15 protein-coding genes are annotated in these 17,187 nt (G+C 61.0%); 1 reads left to right on the plus strand and 14 read right to left on the minus strand.

The window, feature by feature from the left end; translation table 11 throughout:
- The first annotated feature begins 33 nt into the window (after window positions 1-33).
- Window positions 34-501 (plus strand): DUF5680 domain-containing protein, encoded by a 468-nt coding sequence (locus BLU15_RS04775; protein WP_090294517.1) that lies wholly within the window; start codon window positions 34-36, stop codon window positions 499-501.
- A 167-nt stretch (window positions 502-668) separates the two neighbouring features.
- Here BLU15_RS04775 and BLU15_RS04780 read toward each other — a convergent pair whose 3' ends face one another.
- The 14 genes from BLU15_RS04780 to nuoG form a co-directional block, all read right to left on the minus strand.
- Complete coding sequence (locus BLU15_RS04780; protein WP_090294519.1) at window positions 669-1,979, minus strand: lipoprotein-releasing ABC transporter permease subunit; 1,311 nt, start codon at window positions 1,977-1,979, stop codon at window positions 669-671.
- Between the two features lie 19 nt (window positions 1,980-1,998).
- Window positions 1,999-3,327, minus strand: a complete 1,329-nt coding sequence (gene proS / locus BLU15_RS04785) for a proline--tRNA ligase (protein ID WP_034803555.1) — start codon at window positions 3,325-3,327, stop codon at window positions 1,999-2,001.
- Between the two features lie 748 nt (window positions 3,328-4,075).
- The gene (locus tag BLU15_RS04790) at window positions 4,076-4,345 is read right to left on the minus strand and encodes a DUF1467 family protein (protein WP_034803557.1); all 270 of its coding nucleotides are present in this window, start codon (window positions 4,343-4,345) and stop codon (window positions 4,076-4,078) included.
- A 130-nt stretch (window positions 4,346-4,475) separates the two neighbouring features.
- On the minus strand, window positions 4,476-4,880 hold the full coding sequence (gene mce, locus BLU15_RS04795; protein ID WP_090294521.1) for a methylmalonyl-CoA epimerase: 405 nt from the start codon (window positions 4,878-4,880) through the stop codon (window positions 4,476-4,478).
- A gap of 57 nt (window positions 4,881-4,937) precedes the next feature.
- The gene (locus tag BLU15_RS04800; RefSeq protein WP_060580866.1) at window positions 4,938-6,605 is read right to left on the minus strand and encodes a ribonuclease J; all 1,668 of its coding nucleotides are present in this window, start codon (window positions 6,603-6,605) and stop codon (window positions 4,938-4,940) included.
- A gap of 25 nt (window positions 6,606-6,630) precedes the next feature.
- A complete protein-coding gene (locus BLU15_RS04805) occupies window positions 6,631-7,395 on the minus strand; it encodes a biotin--[acetyl-CoA-carboxylase] ligase (RefSeq protein ID WP_176960272.1) in 765 nt (254 codons plus the stop codon).
- Entirely contained in the window at window positions 7,395-8,837 is a 1,443-nt protein-coding gene (gene nuoN / locus BLU15_RS04810; RefSeq protein ID WP_034803562.1) for an NADH-quinone oxidoreductase subunit NuoN, read from the minus strand. The genes BLU15_RS04805 and nuoN overlap by 1 nt, the downstream gene beginning before the upstream one ends.
- A gap of 19 nt (window positions 8,838-8,856) precedes the next feature.
- Complete coding sequence (locus BLU15_RS04815; protein WP_034803564.1) at window positions 8,857-10,368, minus strand: NADH-quinone oxidoreductase subunit M; 1,512 nt, start codon at window positions 10,366-10,368, stop codon at window positions 8,857-8,859.
- On the minus strand, window positions 10,368-12,362 hold the full coding sequence (gene nuoL / locus BLU15_RS04820) for an NADH-quinone oxidoreductase subunit L (protein ID WP_034803566.1): 1,995 nt from the start codon (window positions 12,360-12,362) through the stop codon (window positions 10,368-10,370). Before nuoL ends, BLU15_RS04815 begins: the two co-directional genes overlap by 1 nt.
- 7 nt (window positions 12,363-12,369) lie before the next feature.
- Window positions 12,370-12,678: an NADH-quinone oxidoreductase subunit NuoK gene (nuoK, locus tag BLU15_RS04825; RefSeq protein WP_034803568.1), complete on the minus strand. Its 309-nt coding sequence runs from the start codon at window positions 12,676-12,678 to the stop codon at window positions 12,370-12,372.
- Between the two features lie 28 nt (window positions 12,679-12,706).
- Window positions 12,707-13,321 carry an NADH-quinone oxidoreductase subunit J gene (locus BLU15_RS04830; protein ID WP_034804235.1) on the minus strand — a complete coding sequence of 205 codons (615 nt, stop codon included), beginning with the start codon at window positions 13,319-13,321 and terminating at the stop codon, window positions 12,707-12,709.
- A 138-nt stretch (window positions 13,322-13,459) separates the two neighbouring features.
- On the minus strand, window positions 13,460-13,951 hold the full coding sequence (gene nuoI / locus BLU15_RS04835; protein WP_025426590.1) for an NADH-quinone oxidoreductase subunit NuoI: 492 nt from the start codon (window positions 13,949-13,951) through the stop codon (window positions 13,460-13,462).
- Between the two features lie 64 nt (window positions 13,952-14,015).
- Window positions 14,016-15,059, minus strand: a complete 1,044-nt coding sequence (nuoH, locus tag BLU15_RS04840) for an NADH-quinone oxidoreductase subunit NuoH (RefSeq protein WP_034803570.1) — start codon at window positions 15,057-15,059, stop codon at window positions 14,016-14,018.
- Between the two features lie 20 nt (window positions 15,060-15,079).
- Window positions 15,080-17,161, minus strand: a complete 2,082-nt coding sequence (nuoG, locus tag BLU15_RS04845) for an NADH-quinone oxidoreductase subunit NuoG (RefSeq protein ID WP_090294523.1) — start codon at window positions 17,159-17,161, stop codon at window positions 15,080-15,082.
- Window positions 17,162-17,187 lie beyond the last annotated feature (26 nt).

Raw genomic sequence — 17,187 nt, forward strand, 5'->3', positions numbered from 1 at the left:
ACATCCTCCGGCGCGAACGTATGAGGAACAATCATGGCCGCGCTCGAAGCACTCAGAGAATTCATCGTTGAAGCCAAATCAAAAACCTATGTCGGCGGCGGCGGGCAGCGACCGTCGTCACGCCCGGGTTCTCACGACATCGGCTACGAGCGGGATAGCTGGAGCTACCTCGACAGCTATTTCGGCGGGACCGATTTCGCAGGCCAGGAGACCGTGTGGCAGAATGACGAGCCGCACTGGGCGATGAACTACTTCGGGCGGATCATCCGTCCTGACCTCATAAACGGTGAAAAGGCAGGCGTCGTCATCAGGGCGGCGCTTCAGGCGATGTACCGCGACAAGCGGCATTTCCTCGGCGGCACGGAGTTCCGGCACGCCCATGGCTACTACATCGACAACAGCCGCGGCGACACCGCACATTTTTCCGGGCATGAGGTCATCTTCGTCGACGGCGAGGAAGCGTACGAGCTCGACTATCGCGGCGGTCTGATCAGGCGTTGAGGGCAAGGCCCGCAGCAAGTGACGCAGGAGAGCGCAGCGGTTCGCGAATCTAAAGGATCGCGGCGCGCTTTGGACGCCAAACGCCGCGGATGGCCGGCGAAGGTGGTAATCGCTGTGCCAGACGCACGCATTCATTCAAGAAACGACGTTGCAAGTCACAGCGTGGGTCAATCGTAACGCAAGGCTTGCACCGGATCGAGGCGCGAGGCACGCCAGGCCGGAAAGATCGTGGCGAGGAAGGAAAGGGTCAGCGCCATGACGACGACGAGTGCGGTCTCGTCGGCGTTCATATCGGCCGGGAGCTGGTTGAGGAAATAAAGCTCAGGGCTGAATATCGTCGTTCCCGAGATCCAGGAAAAGAACTGCCGGATGGATTCGATGTTGAGGCAGACGACGACGCCGAGCGCCACGCCCGCGACCGTTCCGGCGACGCCGATTGCAGCCCCCGTCATGAAGAAGATGCGCATCACCGAGCCCGAGGTCGCGCCCATGGTCCGCAGGATCGCGATGTCGCTGCCCTTGTCCTTCACCAACATGATCAGGCCGGAGATGATGTTGAGTGCCGCGACCAGCACGATTAGCGACAGGATCATGAACATCACGTTGCTCTGGACCTCGAGCGTCGAGAAGAAGGTCTTGTTGCGGTCGCGCCAGTCGGTGATGAAGATTTGCCGTCCGGCCGCATCCTCGATCGGCTGGCGCAACTCCTCAACGACATCAGGATGCTCGACGAAGATCTCGATCGACTGGACCAGTCCCTCGGCGTTAAAGAACAGCTGCGCCTCTTCAAGCGGCATGAAGATGATCGTCGCGTCATACTCCGACATCCCGATCTCGTAGATTGCCGAGACGGTATAGGCTTTCACACGCGGGTTCATGCCGAGCGGCGTCACGTCGCCGTTGGGCGAGGTCAGCGTGATGGTACCGCCGACCGTTATGCCAAGCTGTTCGGCCATGCGCGAGCCGATCGCCACGCCAGAGCCGGAGGCAAAGCCGACGAGATCACCGGACTGGATGTGGCCGGAAACCGACTTCATCTTGCTCAAGTCGTCGGCGCGGATGCCGCGCACCAGCGCGCCGGTCGAACTGTCACCGACCCCTTGCGCCAGAACCTGGCCTTCGACCATCGGGATCGCCATGGTGACGCCTTTGACGCCCGAGAATTTAGTCGCCAGTTCCGGATAGTTGTTAAGCGGACCGTCGATCGGCTGGACGATCATGTGGCCGTTGATGCCGAGAATGCGGGAGATGAGCTCGGTGCGAAAGCCGTTCATCACCGCCATGACGATGATCAGCGTCGCCACGCCGAGCATGATGCCGATGAAGGAGAAGCCGGCGATGACAGAGATGAAGGCTTCCTTGCGTCTGGAGCGCAGGTAGCGCCACGCCACCATACGCTCGAAGGCGGAAAAGGGTCGGCTGGAGGACTTTTCAGGCCGCTCTGCGGCCTGCACCCGATCTTCAGTCACGGCGGTCATCCTGCCTTCCCTCGCCTCGTCACTTCGTTGCGATCAGCTTGTTGATCGCCGCTTCGACGGTCATCGTCTCGCGCTCGCCGGTCTTGCGGTCCTTGACCTCGACTTCGCCATTGGCGATCGAACGCGGTCCGACGATGATCTGGACCGGAACGCCGATCAGATCAGCCGTCGCGAACTTCGCACCAGCGCGGTCGTCCCTGTCGTCGAGCAGCGCCTCGAATCCAGCCTTGCCGAGTTCAGAATAGAGCGTCTCGCAGGCGCCGTCGCAAGCGGCATCGCCCGCTTTCATGTTGATGATGACGCCATCGAACGGCGCGATCGACTTCGGCCAGATGATGCCGTTGTCGTCATGCGAGGCTTCGATGATCGCCGGCACCAGACGGGTCGGGCCGATGCCATAGGAGCCCATGTGCACTGCATGCTCCTTGCCGTCGGGGCCGAGAACCTTGGCGCCCATGGCTTCGGAGTACTTGGTGCCGAAATAGAAGATGTGGCCGACTTCGATGCCGCGGGCCGACAGTCGGTCGCCCTCGGCAACCGCGTTGAAGGCTGCCTCGTCGTGCATTTCCGACGTCGCCGCATAACGCGAGGTCCACTTGTCGAAGATCGTCTTCAGGCCGGCAACGTCATCGAAATTCGTGTCTTCGCCCGGAATATCGAAGCCGAGGAAATCCTTATGGCAGAAGACTTCGGACTCGCCAGTATCGGCAAGAATGATGAATTCGTGGCTGAGATTGCCGCCGATCGGGCCGGTATCGGCGCGCATCGGAATGGCGCGAAGGCCCATGCGCGCGAAGGTGCGCAAGTAAGCGGCAAACATCCGGTTATAGGCGTGTTCGGCCCCTTCCCGATCGAGATCGAAGGAATAGGCGTCCTTCATCAGGAATTCGCGCGAGCGCATGGTGCCGAAGCGCGGACGGATCTCGTCACGGAACTTCAGCTGGATGTGGTAGAGATTGAGCGGCAGGTCGCGGTAGGACTTCACGTAGGAACGGAAGACGTCCGTGATCATTTCCTCGTTCGTCGGACCGTAGAGCATCGGCCGGTCCTGCCGGTCCTTGATACGCAGCATTTCCTTGCCGTAGGCGTCGTAGCGACCGCTTTCCTGCCACAGCTCGGCAGACTGGAGGGTCGGCATCAGAAGCTCGATCGCGCCGGAGCGGTTCTGCTCCTCGCGGATGACCGCGTTGACCTTGTCGAGAACCCGCTTGCCCAGTGGCAGCCAGGTATAGATGCCCGAAGACTGCTGCCGGACCATGCCCGTGCGCAGCATGAGGCGGTGGGAAACGATTTCCGCTTCCTTGGGATTTTCCTTCAGGATGGGCATAAAAAAGCGGGACAGGCGCATGACGGGTTCCAGAACTTGATGAACGTCGCACTATCGGCGGATTCGGGCGAAATGACGTTGAGCGAGATGCCGGCTTCACCTTTTGATTGGTAAAGGCGACCGCTGCTTCTCGGGTCGGGCTCTCCATTTTCCATCACCGGCAAAGCCGGCAGGAACCTTTAGGAGCCTTGCGTTCATAGCTGCTTCGCCGGCGGAAGAAAACCCTGCTCTCCGTTGTCACGGGCAGAGAAAGCATCCACGGATTTTCAGGGGGAACTCGACGCCGTTCCTGCGTCAAAAGAGCACGCTAATAACAAGATTACGACAGTAATTGTCAACGGGAATATTTTACCCGACTGTAGCAAAAATGCAAAAAAACAGGATGACAGAGCCCAATGTTTGGGCTAGTTTCGGCTCACAAAACAGGCATGAAGACTAAATTCTTGCCGACTTTCGCGGTCAAGTCTTGGGAGGATAAGATCTTAGGCGCGCTTCGTCGCTGCCGCCGGAAACGGATTAAAGATCACGCGAAACTTGAAAAACAAGGCTTTTAGCCTTGTTTTTTTTTGCTTTTCAGCAAGAGACAGACGCGCGAAGCACCTTACAAAATTGAACTATGTCAATTTCACGGCGGTCAATCCTGCAATTGCCCGGGTTCTGCCCACGGGCATGCGCGCAGGCTCCGTCAAGGCACAGATGTGCCCATCAAATTGCACAGAACATGTCGCATTGAGAGCGACCGGCTCACGCGGCGGCCGCGATGAACTTATCAATCAAATTTTGGGTAGAAACGCGGAATGGAATCTATGCCGTAGCCGAGCCTGACGGACAGGATATACCAGGCAAGTTGAATGACGGCCGCAATCACCGTCGTCAAAAGCACGACACGCTTGGCGTTGAACTTCGCCGGGGCGCTCTCGACACTCCCCGGAACGACGCTGTTTTCTTCAGCCTGAGTGCGCACGCCGAGGGGCAGCACGGCAAAGAGCGTGATCCACCAGATGATGAAGTAGATGGCAAAGGTCGAAAAAAGCGGCATTTCAAGCTCCCGGTGAAGGCGATCGGCAAGACAGCGAGCAACCCGCGTTTCGCCGCGACTTCCGCGACATTCCGTCCGCCTTATAGCGCTGACCGCCCGATCGCACAAACCGGCATCGCGCGATCTACTGTCACACCTCTTCGAGTTCGATCAGCGTACCCTGAAAATCCTTGGGATGCAGGAAGAGCACCGGCTTGCCATGGGCGCCGATCTTCGGCTCGCCATCGCCCAACACTCGCGCTCCGGCGGCGCGCAACGCGTCGCGCGCCGACAGGATGTTCTCTACCTCGTAGCAGATGTGATGCATCCCGCCCGAAGGGTTCTTCGCCAGGAAAGCGGCAATCGGTGAGCCCTCGCCGAGCGGCTCCAGCAGCTCGACCTTGGTGTTTGCAAGCGTGACGAACACGACGGTGACGCCGTGTTCGGGCAAAGCCTGTGGCTCGGTGACGGAGGCGGCGAGCGTCGAGCGATAGCTTTCGGCGGCGGAGTGAAGATCCGGCACTGCGATGGCGATGTGGTTCACTCTTCCAAGCATTGCGATCTCCCGCTTTGACGTCCGGTTCCGCTTACATGGTCACGGGCGACCGGCCAATCAGACTTTGGTGACAAACACCGTGACGATCGGCTTCTTGCCCCAGATCTGGTTGGCGGTGCTGCGCACGGCGCGGCGGACCGCCTCCTGCAGCATTGCCAGATCCTTGCGCTTTGCCCGCGGAATGCTCTCGACGGCGCCAAGAATGGCGTCATAGAGCGTGTCCTCCATGTCCTCGCCCTCGTCGTCGAACTCCGGCAAGCCGATCGCGACGATATCCGGGTCGCCCAGGAAATCGTAGCGGCTGTCGAGAACGACGTTGACGGCGACATGGCCGGCGAAGGAGAGCTTGCGGCGTTCGCCGATGCCCATCTCCTCGAAATCGCCGATGAGGCTGCCGTCCTTGTAGATGCGGCCATGGGGCGCTTCGTCGATCACTTCGGCGGGACCTGGCGCAAGACGCAGCATTTCGCCGTTCCTGAGACGCGGAACGCTGGCGATGCCGGACTGCCGGCCCAGTTCGCCATGCGCCGTCAGATGCGCCGCCTCGCCATGAACAGGTACGAGGATCTGCGGCCGTAGCCACTGGTACATCTGCTGCAGCTCGGTGCGACGCGGGTGGCCGGATACGTGCACCAGCGCCTCGCTGTCGGTGATGATGTGGATGCCCTGTTCCACCAGGCCGTTCTTGATGTCGTTGATCGCCTTTTCGTTGCCCGGGATCGTGCGTGAGGAAAACACGACCGTGTCGCCAGCCGAGAAGGCGACATTTCGCATCTCGTCACGGGCGATCTTGGCAAGGGCTGCCCGCGGCTCGCCCTGGCTGCCAGTCAGGATGACCACGACCTTGTCGCGCGGCACGTAGCCGAACTCGTCTTCGGCGAGGAAAGGTTTGATGCCTTCCATCAGCCCAAGATCCGTAGCGACGGCGACGACCCGCTTCATCGAACTGCCGAGCAGAAGCACATCCCTGCCGGCCTCTTCCGCCGCTTCGGCGATCGAGCGGATGCGCCCGACATTCGAGGAGAACGTCGTGATCGCCACCCGACCCTCAGCGTTGGCGATGATCTTCGTCAGGCTTTCGGAAACCTCCTGCTCCGACGGCGAAACGCCGTCGCGCATCGCATTGGTGGAATCGCAGACGAGCGCAAGCACACCTTCATCGCCGATCTGGCGGAAGCGTGTCTCGTCGGTCAACGGTCCGAGCGACGGGTGAAGGTCGATCTTCCAGTCGCCGGTATGAACCACGGTGCCGACCGGCGTGCGAATGATCAGCGACATTGGCTCGGGGATCGAGTGGTTGACGCCGACGGCCTCAATCTCGAAGGGGCCGACATTGATACGGTCGCCCTGCTTAAAGATCGTGATGGGGATCTCGCCCCGGCTCTTCTCGAAGTCCCGCTTGGCTTCGAGCATGCCTGCCGTGAACGGCGAGGCATAGACCGGCACATTGAGACCGGGCCACAGGTCGTTCAGACCGCCATAGTGGTCCTCGTGCGCATGGGTGATGATGATCGCCTTGAGATTGCGGCGCTCTTCGGCGAGAAAGCCGATATCGGGGAGCACGAGGTCGACCCCCGGGAGCTCTGGCCCCGGGAAAGTCACACCGCAATCGACCATGATCCACTGGCGGCTGCCCGGCCGTCCGTAGCCGTACAGGCCAAGATTCATGCCGATTTCGCCGACGCCGCCGAGCGGCAAGAACACCAATTCTTCTTCTTGCGCCATGTCGTGTTGCGCCCCTGTTCCAAATTTATCCGAAAAATACGTCGCCGGCGGCAATCGCCTGCGTCATGCCGTTGCCGGTGTCGAGCACCAGCCGTCCGGCCTCATCAATACCGGCAAAGCGCCCTGAAAGCGACCGGTCCGGCAGGTTCACGGTTATCGTTTCACCGATGCCGCGGGCTGCCGCCCGCCATTGTTCGATCGTCGTAGCGATACCGGCGCCCCGATCCCAAACCTGCAGGGTCTCCGCCATCGTCAGGAACAGGCGAGCAAACAGTTCGTCGGGCGAAACCGACGCACCTTCGTTGGCCAGCGACGTCACGGGATAGAGCCCTTCATCCGGCTGGACCGCGATGTTGATGCCGCAACCGATGACCAGCGCCCGGCGCCCGTCCGGGAGGCTTTCGCCTTCAAGCAGGATACCGCAGGTCTTCTTGCCGTCGATCAGGATGTCGTTCGGCCACTTGATCTCCACCGGCGCCGAACCCGGCGGCATCACCTGGCGGATCGCCCTGTGAACGGCGACGGCGACAGCGAGCGGCAAAGAGTGCAGGTACTCGACCGGTGCCGGCTCGATGAGGAGAAGCGAAGCGTAGAGATTGCCCGGTTCGGAGAACCATGCCCGGCCGCGACGTCCGCGCCCGCCGGTCTGCCTGATGGCCGTGACCCAGAGATTGCCCGGGTCACCCTGGCGCGCACGCGCCAGGCATTCACTGTTGGTCGACCCGACCGCATCGAGAGCGACGTGCCGGAAATCGTCGAGCGAGATCCAGCCGCCACTTTCAAAGGCGATCAAAAGAAGGTCCGCGCCGCGACTTCAGCGGCGTTTCCGAGCGGGCCGCCGATGAGCACGTATCCGAGAACGAACAGGCCCGAGAGACCGAACACCAGCCGCAGTTCGCCGGCGGTGCGGGCGAACTCGCCCTTGGCATCGTCGAACCACATCACCTTGATGACGCGCAGGTAGTAGTAGGCGCCGACGACGGATGCGAGAACGCCGATGATGGCGAGCGCATAGAGCTGGGCTTCAATGGCCGCCATGAAGACGAAGTACTTCCCGAAGAAGCCTGCCATCGGCGGGATGCCGGCGAGCGAGAACATCAGGACGGTCAGCACCGTCGCCATGAAGGGGTTGGTCTGCGAGAGACCGGCGAGATCGTCGACGTTCTCGACGTTTTCGCCTTCCTTGCGGCGCATCGCCAGGATGCAGGCGAAGGTGCCAAGCGTCATGACCATGTAGATGAGCATGTAGAGCAGCACGCCGCGAACACCAGCCATGGAGCCGGCAGCAAGGCCGACCAGCGCGTAGCCCATGTGGCCGATCGAGGAATAGGCCATCAGGCGCTTGATGTTCTTCTGGCCGATCGCCGCGAAGGCACCGAGCAGCATCGATGCGATCGAGATGAAGACGATGATCTGCTGCCAGTCTGCAACGACAGGCTCGAAGGCGTTGATGACGATGCGAACGAGGATCGCCATGGCGGCGACCTTCGGTGCCGCCGCGAAGAAGGCGGTGACCGGCGTCGGCGCGCCTTCATAAACGTCAGGCGTCCACATGTGGAACGGCACGGCCGAGATCTTGAAGGCTAGGCCGGCGAGTACGAAAACCAGCCCGAAGATCAGGCCGAGCGAGCGGCCTTCAGCCGTCAGCGCAGCCGCGATCTGGGTAAAGCCGGTGTGGCCGGTGAAGCCGTAGATCAGCGACATGCCGTAAAGCAGCATGCCCGAAGAAAGCGCACCGAGGACGAAGTACTTCAGGCCGGCTTCCGTCGAGCGGATGCTGTCTCGGTTGATGGCAGCGACGACATAAAGGGCCAGCGACTGCAGTTCCAGCGACAGGTAGAGCGAGATCAGGTCGTTGGCCGAGATCATCAAGAGCATGCCGAGCGTTGCCAGCACCAGAAGCACCGGGAACTCGAAACGGTCAATCTGGGCGGAGCGCGCATGGCCGACCGTCATCACCAGGGCGGTGATGGAGCCGATCAGGGCCAGAACCTTCATGAACTTGGCGAAGGGGTCCGACAGGAAGGCGCCGCCATAGGCTTCGCCTTCACCGGTCTTAAGCACGAGCCAGAGGCCAGCGATGATCAGGAGGGCAACCGCAAGACCGGTGACCGTCGACGCCGACTTCTCGCCGGAAAACACGCCAATCATCAGCAACGCCATCGCGCCGACCGCGAGGATCAGCTCGGGGATCGAGAGTTGCAGGCTTGCAAGGAGGGTTTCAGCAGTCATGTCCAATCACGTCCTGTGGTCATTGCACCGAAAGCGCAACGTTTTGCGCTGCCTGCAGGGCTGCGGAGTAGTTGTTGACGAGCAGATCCACGGAGGCCGCGGTCGCATCGAAGATCGGTGCCGGGTAGACGCCGAAGAAGATCGTCAGGATCACCAGCGGATAAAGGATGGCCTTTTCGCGACCGGAAAGATCGAGCAACGACTTCAGGCTTTCCTTCTCCAGGGCACCGAAGACGACCCGGCGATAAAGCCAGAGGGCGTACGCTGCCGAGAGGATCACGCCCGAGGTCGCAAAGAGCGCAACCCAGGTGTTGGCACGGAAGGCACCGACGAGGGTCAGGACTTCGCCGACGAAGCTGGACGTGCCCGGCAGGCCGACGTTCGCCATGGTGAACACCATGAAGGCGACGGCGTACTTCGGCATGTTGTTTACGAGGCCGCCATAGGCGGCGATTTCGCGGGTGTGCAGGCGGTCGTAGACAACGCCGACGCAAAGGAAGAGCGCGCCGGAGACAATGCCGTGCGACAGCATCTGGAAGATCGCACCCTGCACGCCCTGAACGTTGGCGGCAAAGATACCCATCGTCACGTAGCCCATGTGCGCAACGGACGAATAGGCGATCAGCTTCTTGATATCGGTCTGCATCAGCGCCACCAGCGAGGTGTAGATGATGGCGACGACCGAAAGCGTGAAGACGAACGGCGCGAAGTAATCTGAGGCCAGCGGGAACATCGGCAGCGAGAAGCGCAGGAAGCCGTAACCGCCGAGCTTTAGCAAGACGCCGGCCAGAATGACCGAGCCCGCCGTCGGCGCCTGAACGTGTGCGTCGGGAAGCCAGGTGTGGACCGGCCACATCGGCATCTTCACCGCAAAGGAGGCGAAGAAGGCGAGCCACAGCCAAGTCTGCATCTGGCGCGGGAAGTTATAGGCCAGTAGCTGCGTGATGTCGGTCGTACCGGCCTGCCAGTACATCGCCATGATCGCGAGCAGCATCAGCACTGAGCCGAGCAGCGTATAGAGGAAGAACTTGTAGCTGGCGTAAACGCGGTCCTTGCCGCCCCAGACACCGATGATGAGGAACATCGGGATGAGACCGGCTTCGAAGAACACGTAGAAGAGCACGATATCGAGCGACACGAAGACGCCGATCATGAACGTTTCCAGGACCAGGAACGCGATCATGTAGGCCTTCAGCCGCTTCTCGATCGACAGCCAGCTCGCCAGTACGCAGAACGGCATGAGGAAGGCCGAGAGCACCACGAACAGCATCGAGATACCATCGACACCGAGATGGTAGGAAATGCCGGTGCCGAGCCACTCGTGCTTCTCGATCATCTGGAAGCCCGGGTTCGAGGAATCGAACTGGTACCAGATGTAGACCGACACGGCGAAGGTGAAGATCGTCGTCAGCAGCGAAACGTTCAGGATATTCCGGCGGCCGTAGGCGCTGTCTTCCCTTGTGAGCAAGAGAAGCAGGACGCCGACGAGCGGCATGAAGGTGACCGCGGAAAGTACGGGCCAATCGGTCATCAGAAGGAACTCCTGAACATCATCCAAGTAACAAGCGCGGCAATGCCGATCAGCATCGCAAACGCGTAGTGATAGAGGTAACCAGTCTGCAGGCGGACAACGCGGTCAGTGACGTTGAGCACACGTGCGGCAATGCCGTTCGGGCCGTAGCCGTCGATCACGCGACCGTCGCCTTCCTTCCACAGGAAGGTGCCGAGCCACTTGGCCGAGCGTACGAACAGGAAGTCATAGAGCTCGTCGAAGTACCACTTATTGAGCAGGAACTGGTAGAGGCCACGGTGCTGCTCTGCCAGATACTTCGGCAGTTCCGGCCGGCGGATATACATGTACCAGGCTGTGAAGAGGCCAAGCGCCATGGCGACAAACGGGCTCCACTTAACCCACTTCGGCACGTGGTGGTACTCATGCAGGATTTCGTTTTCCGCCGAGGTGAACAGCGCACCCTTCCAGAATTCGGCATAGCCTTCGCCGAAGAAGTGATCGTGGAAGATGAAGCCGGCGACCAGCGCACCGACGCCAAGGATATAGAGCGGCACCAGCATGACCTGCGGCGATTCATGCACGTGATGCATGACATCCGAGGAAGCGCGCGGCTTGCCATGGAAGGTCATGAAGGTCAGGCGCCACGAATAGAAGCTGGTGAAGAGTGCCGCGACAACGAGCAGCGCATAGGCGAAACCGGAAACCGAGCTGTGGGCGGCATAGGCGGACTCGATGATCGCGTCCTTCGAGAAGAAGCCTGCGGTACCGATGATCGTGCCAGGGATGCCGACGCCGGTCAGTGCGATCGTGCCGATGAACATCATCCAGTAGGTAACCGGAATGTGCTTCCGGAGACCGCCCATGTAACGCATGTCCTGCTCGCCATCGACGGCGTGGATGACCGAACCGGCACCCAAGAACAGCAGAGCCTTGAAGAAGGCGTGCGTGAACAGGTGGAAGATCGCCGCGCCATAGGCACCGACGCCGAGGGCCACGAACATGTAGCCGAGCTGCGAGCAGGTCGAATAGGCGATGACGCGCTTGATGTCGTTCTGGACGAGGCCGACGGTCGCCGCGAAGAAGGCGGTGATCGCGCCGATGATGGTGACGACGGTCAGCGCATCCGGCGACAGCTCGAACACCGGCGACATGCGGGCGACGAGGAAGACGCCGGCGGTAACCATGGTTGCGGCATGGATAAGAGCCGAAACCGGGGTCGGGCCTTCCATGGCGTCCGGAAGCCAGGTGTGCAGCAGGAACTGCGCCGACTTGCCCATCGCGCCCATGAAGAGCAGCAGGGATGCGGCGGTGATGGCGTCAGCCTTGTCGAGGTGCATGCCGAACAGGGTGACGACGGCCTCCCCTGCTCCCGCACCTTCGGCCGGCAGATAGGTCTTGGCGGCAGCGAAGATCGTTTCCAGGTTGACCGAGCCGAACAGCACGAAGACCAGGAAGATACCGAGCGCGAACCCGAAGTCACCGACGCGGTTGACGATGAAGGCCTTCATCGCAGCAGCGTTGGCCGACGGCTTCTTGTACCAGAAGCCGATGAGCAGGTAGGACGCAAGACCCACGCCTTCCCAGCCGAAGAACATCTGCACCAGGTTGTCCGACGTGATGAGCATCAACATCGCGAAGGTGAAGAGCGACAGATAGGCAAAGAAGCGCGGACGATGCGGATCGTGGTGCATGTAGCCGATCGAATAGACATGCACGAGGGTCGACACCGTGTTGACGACCACGAACATGACCGAGGTCAGCGTATCGACGCGGAACGCCCATTCGACATCGAAGGTGCCGGACTGGATCCAGCGCAGCACCGACACCTTGATCATTTCCTGGTGGCCCATGGCGACGTCGAAGAAGACGTACCAGGAGAGCGCAGCGGCAATGATCATCAGACCGCTGGTGACATATTCCGATGCCTTGGCGCCGATCGAACTACCGAAGAGGCCGGCGATCAGAAAGCCGATCAAAGGCAGGAAGACGATAGCCTTGATGATGGTATCCATAGCCCAATCAGCCCTTCATCATGTTGACGTCTTCAACAGCGATCGAGCCGCGGTTGCGGTAGAAGACGACGAGAATTGCAAGTCCGATGGCCGCTTCCGCAGCCGCGACGGTCAGGATGAACAGGGCAAAGACCTGGCCAGTGATGTCATTCAGGAACGCCGAGAAGGCGACCATGTTGATATTGACCGCAAGAAGAATGAGTTCGACCGACATCAGGATGACGATGACGTTCTTCCGGTTCAGGAAGATGCCGAAGACGCCCAGCGTGAACAGGATGGCGCTGACGGTGAGATAGTGGGAAATTCCGATTTCCATTTTTTTGTTCCTCGATCTCGCGTCCGACTTAAATGCCCTGGCCGGGCTTGACCGTGACCACTTCGACGGCGGTCTCGGGCGTGCGGGCAACCTGCTGCGGGATGTTCTGGCGCTTGATGTTTTCGCGGTGGCGCAGGGTCAGCACGATCGCGCCGATCATGGCGACGAGCAGGACCAGGCCGGCGATCTGGAAGAAGTAGACGTAGTGCGTGTAGAGCACGTCGCCGAGCGCTGCCGTGTTCGTGCGGTCGGCGACCGCCGGGATCGGCATCGAAATCGACTTGGCGATCTCAGGCGAGAACGTCGCACCGCCAACCACGATGATGAGCTCGGCTGCAAGGATCAGACCGATCAGCGCGCCCACCGGCGCATATTCAAGCACGCCGGCCCGCAGTTCCGCGAAGTCGATGTCGAGCATCATGACCACGAACAGGAACAGCACCGCGACCGCGCCGACATAAACGACCAGCAGGATCATCGCGAGGAATTCGGCGCCAGTCAGCAGGAACAGACCTGCCGCGTTAAAAAAGGTCAGGATCAGGAACAGAACCGAATAAACCGGGTTCCTGGCCGCAATGACCATGAATGCCGACGCCACCGCGATGAAGGCAAAGAGATAGAAAAAAAGAACCTGCAGACCCATGATCGGTGCCTTCTTCGTCTTGCACGGCGTGAGGCGCTTCTGGCCCCACTCCACAGGCAAAGCCGGACACGCGTCCGGCCGTTGCCCAAACCTATGTCACATGCACCGCCCTCCCCGGGGCGGCGCTACGCTCTGGCCTCAGCGATAGGGCGAGTCCATTGCGATGTTGCGTGCGATTTCCCGTTCCCAACGGTCGCCGTTGGCGAGGAGCTTGTCCTTGTCGTAGTAAAGCTCTTCGCGCGTCTCGGTGGCGAACTCGAAGTTCGGGCCCTCGACGATGGCATCGACCGGACAGGCTTCCTGGCAGAAACCGCAATAGATGCACTTCACCATGTCTATGTCGTAGCGAACCGTACGGCGTGTGCCGTCGTTGCGGCGCGGGCCGGCTTCGATGGTGATGGCCTGTGCAGGACAGATCGCCTCGCACAGCTTGCAGGCGATGCAACGCTCTTCACCGTTCGGATAACGGCGCAGCGCATGCTCGCCGCGGAAGCGCGGGCTGACCGGTCCCTTTTCGAAGGGGTAGTTCAACGTCGCCTTCGGCTTGAAGAAATAGCGCATCGACAGAAAGAACGCGCCGACGAATTCCTTCAGGAACAGCGAGCTGACGGCTTGCGAAAGACCGGCCATCATTTACCTCCAGAGTTGCCGGCCTGGGAGCGACCGGCGGTATGCTGCCAAACGTGAGCCATCGTCATGCGGCTCCCGTCAGCTTGAGAACGAACGCAGTGATCACGACCATTGCGAGAGAGATCGGCAGGAAAACCTTCCAGCCAAGACGCATCAGCTGGTCGTAGCGGTAACGCGGCACGAAGGCCTTCACCATCGCGAACATGAAGAACACGAAGGATGCCTTCAGCACGAACCAGATGATGCCGGGTACCCAGTTGAGGAACCAGACGTCCACCGGAGGCAGCCAGCCACCGAGGAACAGGATCGTCGTCAGCGCGCACATCAGGCAGATGGCGGCATATTCGCCGAGCATGAACATCATGTAAGGCGTGGAGCCGTACTCGACCATGAAGCCGGCGACGAGTTCGGATTCCGCTTCGGGAAGGTCGAAAGGCGGGCGGTTCGTTTCGGCCAGCGCCGAAATGAAGAACACGATGAACATCGGGAACAGCGCCAGCCAATGCCAGTCGAGGAACGACGCCGGCAGGCCGAGGTTGGTGCCGATGCCGCTCGACTGCGCGTTGACGATGTCCGTCAGGTTCAGCGAGCCGACGCAGAGCAGGACGGTGACGATAACGAAGCCGATCGAGACTTCGTAGGAGACCATCTGAGCTGCGGAGCGAAGCGCGCCGAGGAAGGGATATTTGGAGTTCGACGCCCAGCCGCCCATGATGATGCCATAAACTTCGAGAGAAGATATGGCGAACACGAAGAGGATGCCGACGTTGATGTTCGCGATCACCCAGCCGGCGTTGAGCGGGATCACGGCCCAAGCGGCGAGCGCCAGCGTCACGGAGACGAGCGGGGCTAGCAGAAAGATCGCCTTGTTGGCGCCGGCCGGGATAACCGGCTCCTTGAAGACGAACTTCAAAAGGTCGGCGAAGGACTGGAAAAGTCCCCAGGGGCCCACCACATTCGGACCACGGCGGAGCTGAACTGCAGCCCAGATCTTACGGTCTGCGAGCAGGATGTAGGCGATGAAAAGCAGCAGCGCGACCAGGAGCAGCAGCGACTGGGCGACCATGATGATCGCGGGCCAGACATAGGTCGAAACGAAAGCGTCCATGATACTCTATTCCCTCGCGCTCATTCCGCCGCAGCTTTGAAATTGTTGCGTGCCAAAGCCGAGCATTCGGCCATGACGGCGGATGCGCGCGCTATCGGGTTCGTCAAATAGAAGTCTTTGACCGGAGACGCAAACACGGATTTGCCCATCTCACCGGCTTTTTGACCAAGTGCGGCAATTTCGTCGCCGTTGCCGTTCGCGATCGCGTCGATATCGGCGAAATGCGGGTGGGCCGCATAGAGCTTCGAGCGCAATTCGCCAAGCGAATCAAAGGGCAGCTTCTTGCCGAGCACGTCGGAGAGCGCGCGGATGATCGCCCAGTCCTCGCGTGCGTCGCCCGGTGCGAAGCCGGCGCGGTTGCCGACCTGAACGCGGCCTTCGGTGTTGACCCAGGTGCCGGACTTTTCGGTGTAGGTCGCGCCCGGCAGGATGACGTCGGCGGCATGTGCGCCGTTGTCGCCGTGCGAGCCGATATAAACCGTGAAGCCGGACTTGCGTTCCGCAAGGTCGATCTCGTCAGCGCCGAGCAGGAAGAGAACGTCGGAGGCGGTGACCATATCGGCCGCCGTCTTGCCGTTCGCGCCCGGAACGAAGCCGAGGTCGAGACCACCGACGCGGGAAGCGGCCGTGTGAAGAACGGCAAAACCGTTCCACTCGGCGGTAACCGCACCGACGGCGCCTGCGAGCTTGGCGGCGGCAGAAAGAACGGCAGCGCCGCCCTCCCCTGCAACAGCACCCTGGCCGATGAGGATCATCGGGCGCTGCGCCTTCTTCAAGGTCGCTGCAAACTTGCCCTTGCCCGAGACGAGCTCGGCGAGCGTTTCGGTGCCGGCGCCGAGATACTCGTATTCGTAACGCAGTTCGCCCGGCTCGCCGATCACGGCGATCGGGAAGTTGCCCATGCGGTAGCGCTTGCGGATGCGAGCGTTGAGAACCGAAGCCTCAAAGCGCGGATTGGAGCCGATGATCAGCAGCGCGTCAGCGCTTTCGATGCCAGCGATCGTGGGGTTGAAGAGGTAGCTGGCGCGACCGAGCGACGGGTCGAGTGCGGCGCCATCCTGGCGGCAGTCGACACTCTCGGAGCCGAGCGCTGCGATCAGCTGCTTCAGCGCGTACATTTCTTCGACCGAAGCGAGGTCGCCGGCAATGGCGCCGATCTTGTCGCCGGAAGTCTGGGCGACGGCAGCCTTGACCGCCTGGAATGCTTCGCCCCACGTTGCCGGCTGCAGACGGCCGTCCTTCTTGACGTATGGACGATCGAGGCGCTGCGTCTTCAGGCCGTCCCAGATGAAGCGGCTCTTGTCGGAGATCCACTCTTCGTTGATGTCCTCGTTGACGCGCGGCATGATGCGCATGACTTCGCGGCCACGGGTATCGACGCGGATCGCCGAACCGAGCGCGTCCATCACGTCGATGGATTCGGTCTTGTTCAGCTCCCACGGACGGGCGGTGAAGGCAAACGGCTTCGAGGTCAGCGCACCGACCGGGCAGAGGTCAACAACGTTGCCCTGCAGCTCGGAGGTCATCGCCTGCTCGAGATAGGTGGTGATCTCGGCGTCTTCGCCGCGGCCGATCAGGCCAAGTTCGGCAATGCCGGCAACTTCGGTCGTGAAGCGAACGCAGCGCGTGCAGTGAATGCAGCGGTTCATCACGGTCTTGACGAGCGGGCCGATATACTTGTCTTCGACGGCGCGCTTGTTTTCCTGGTAGCGCGAGCTGTCGATACCGAAGGCCATGGCCTGGTCCTGCAGGTCGCATTCGCCGCCCTGGTCACAGATCGGGCAGTCGAGCGGATGGTTGATCAGCAGGAATTCCATCACGCCTTCGCGCGCCTTCTTGACCATCGGCGTGGTCGTGAAGACTTCCGGCGCTTCGCCGTTCGGGCCCGGACGGAGGTCGCGCACGCCCATGGCGCAGGAAGCGGCGGGCTTGGGCGGCCCTCCCTTCACCTCGATCAGACACATGCGGCAGTTGCCGGCGACCGAAAGCCGCTCGTGGAAACAGAAGCGCGGAACTTCAGCCCCGGCCTCTTCGCACGCCTGAAGCAGCGTGAAATGATCCGGTACCTCGATCTCTTTTCCGTCGACTTTCAGCTTTGCCATCTTCGTACTCAATCCTGTCTTCCGTC

This window comes from Ensifer sp. YR511, from assembly GCF_900103045.1.
GTDB lineage: Bacteria > Pseudomonadota > Alphaproteobacteria > Rhizobiales > Rhizobiaceae > Ensifer > Ensifer adhaerens.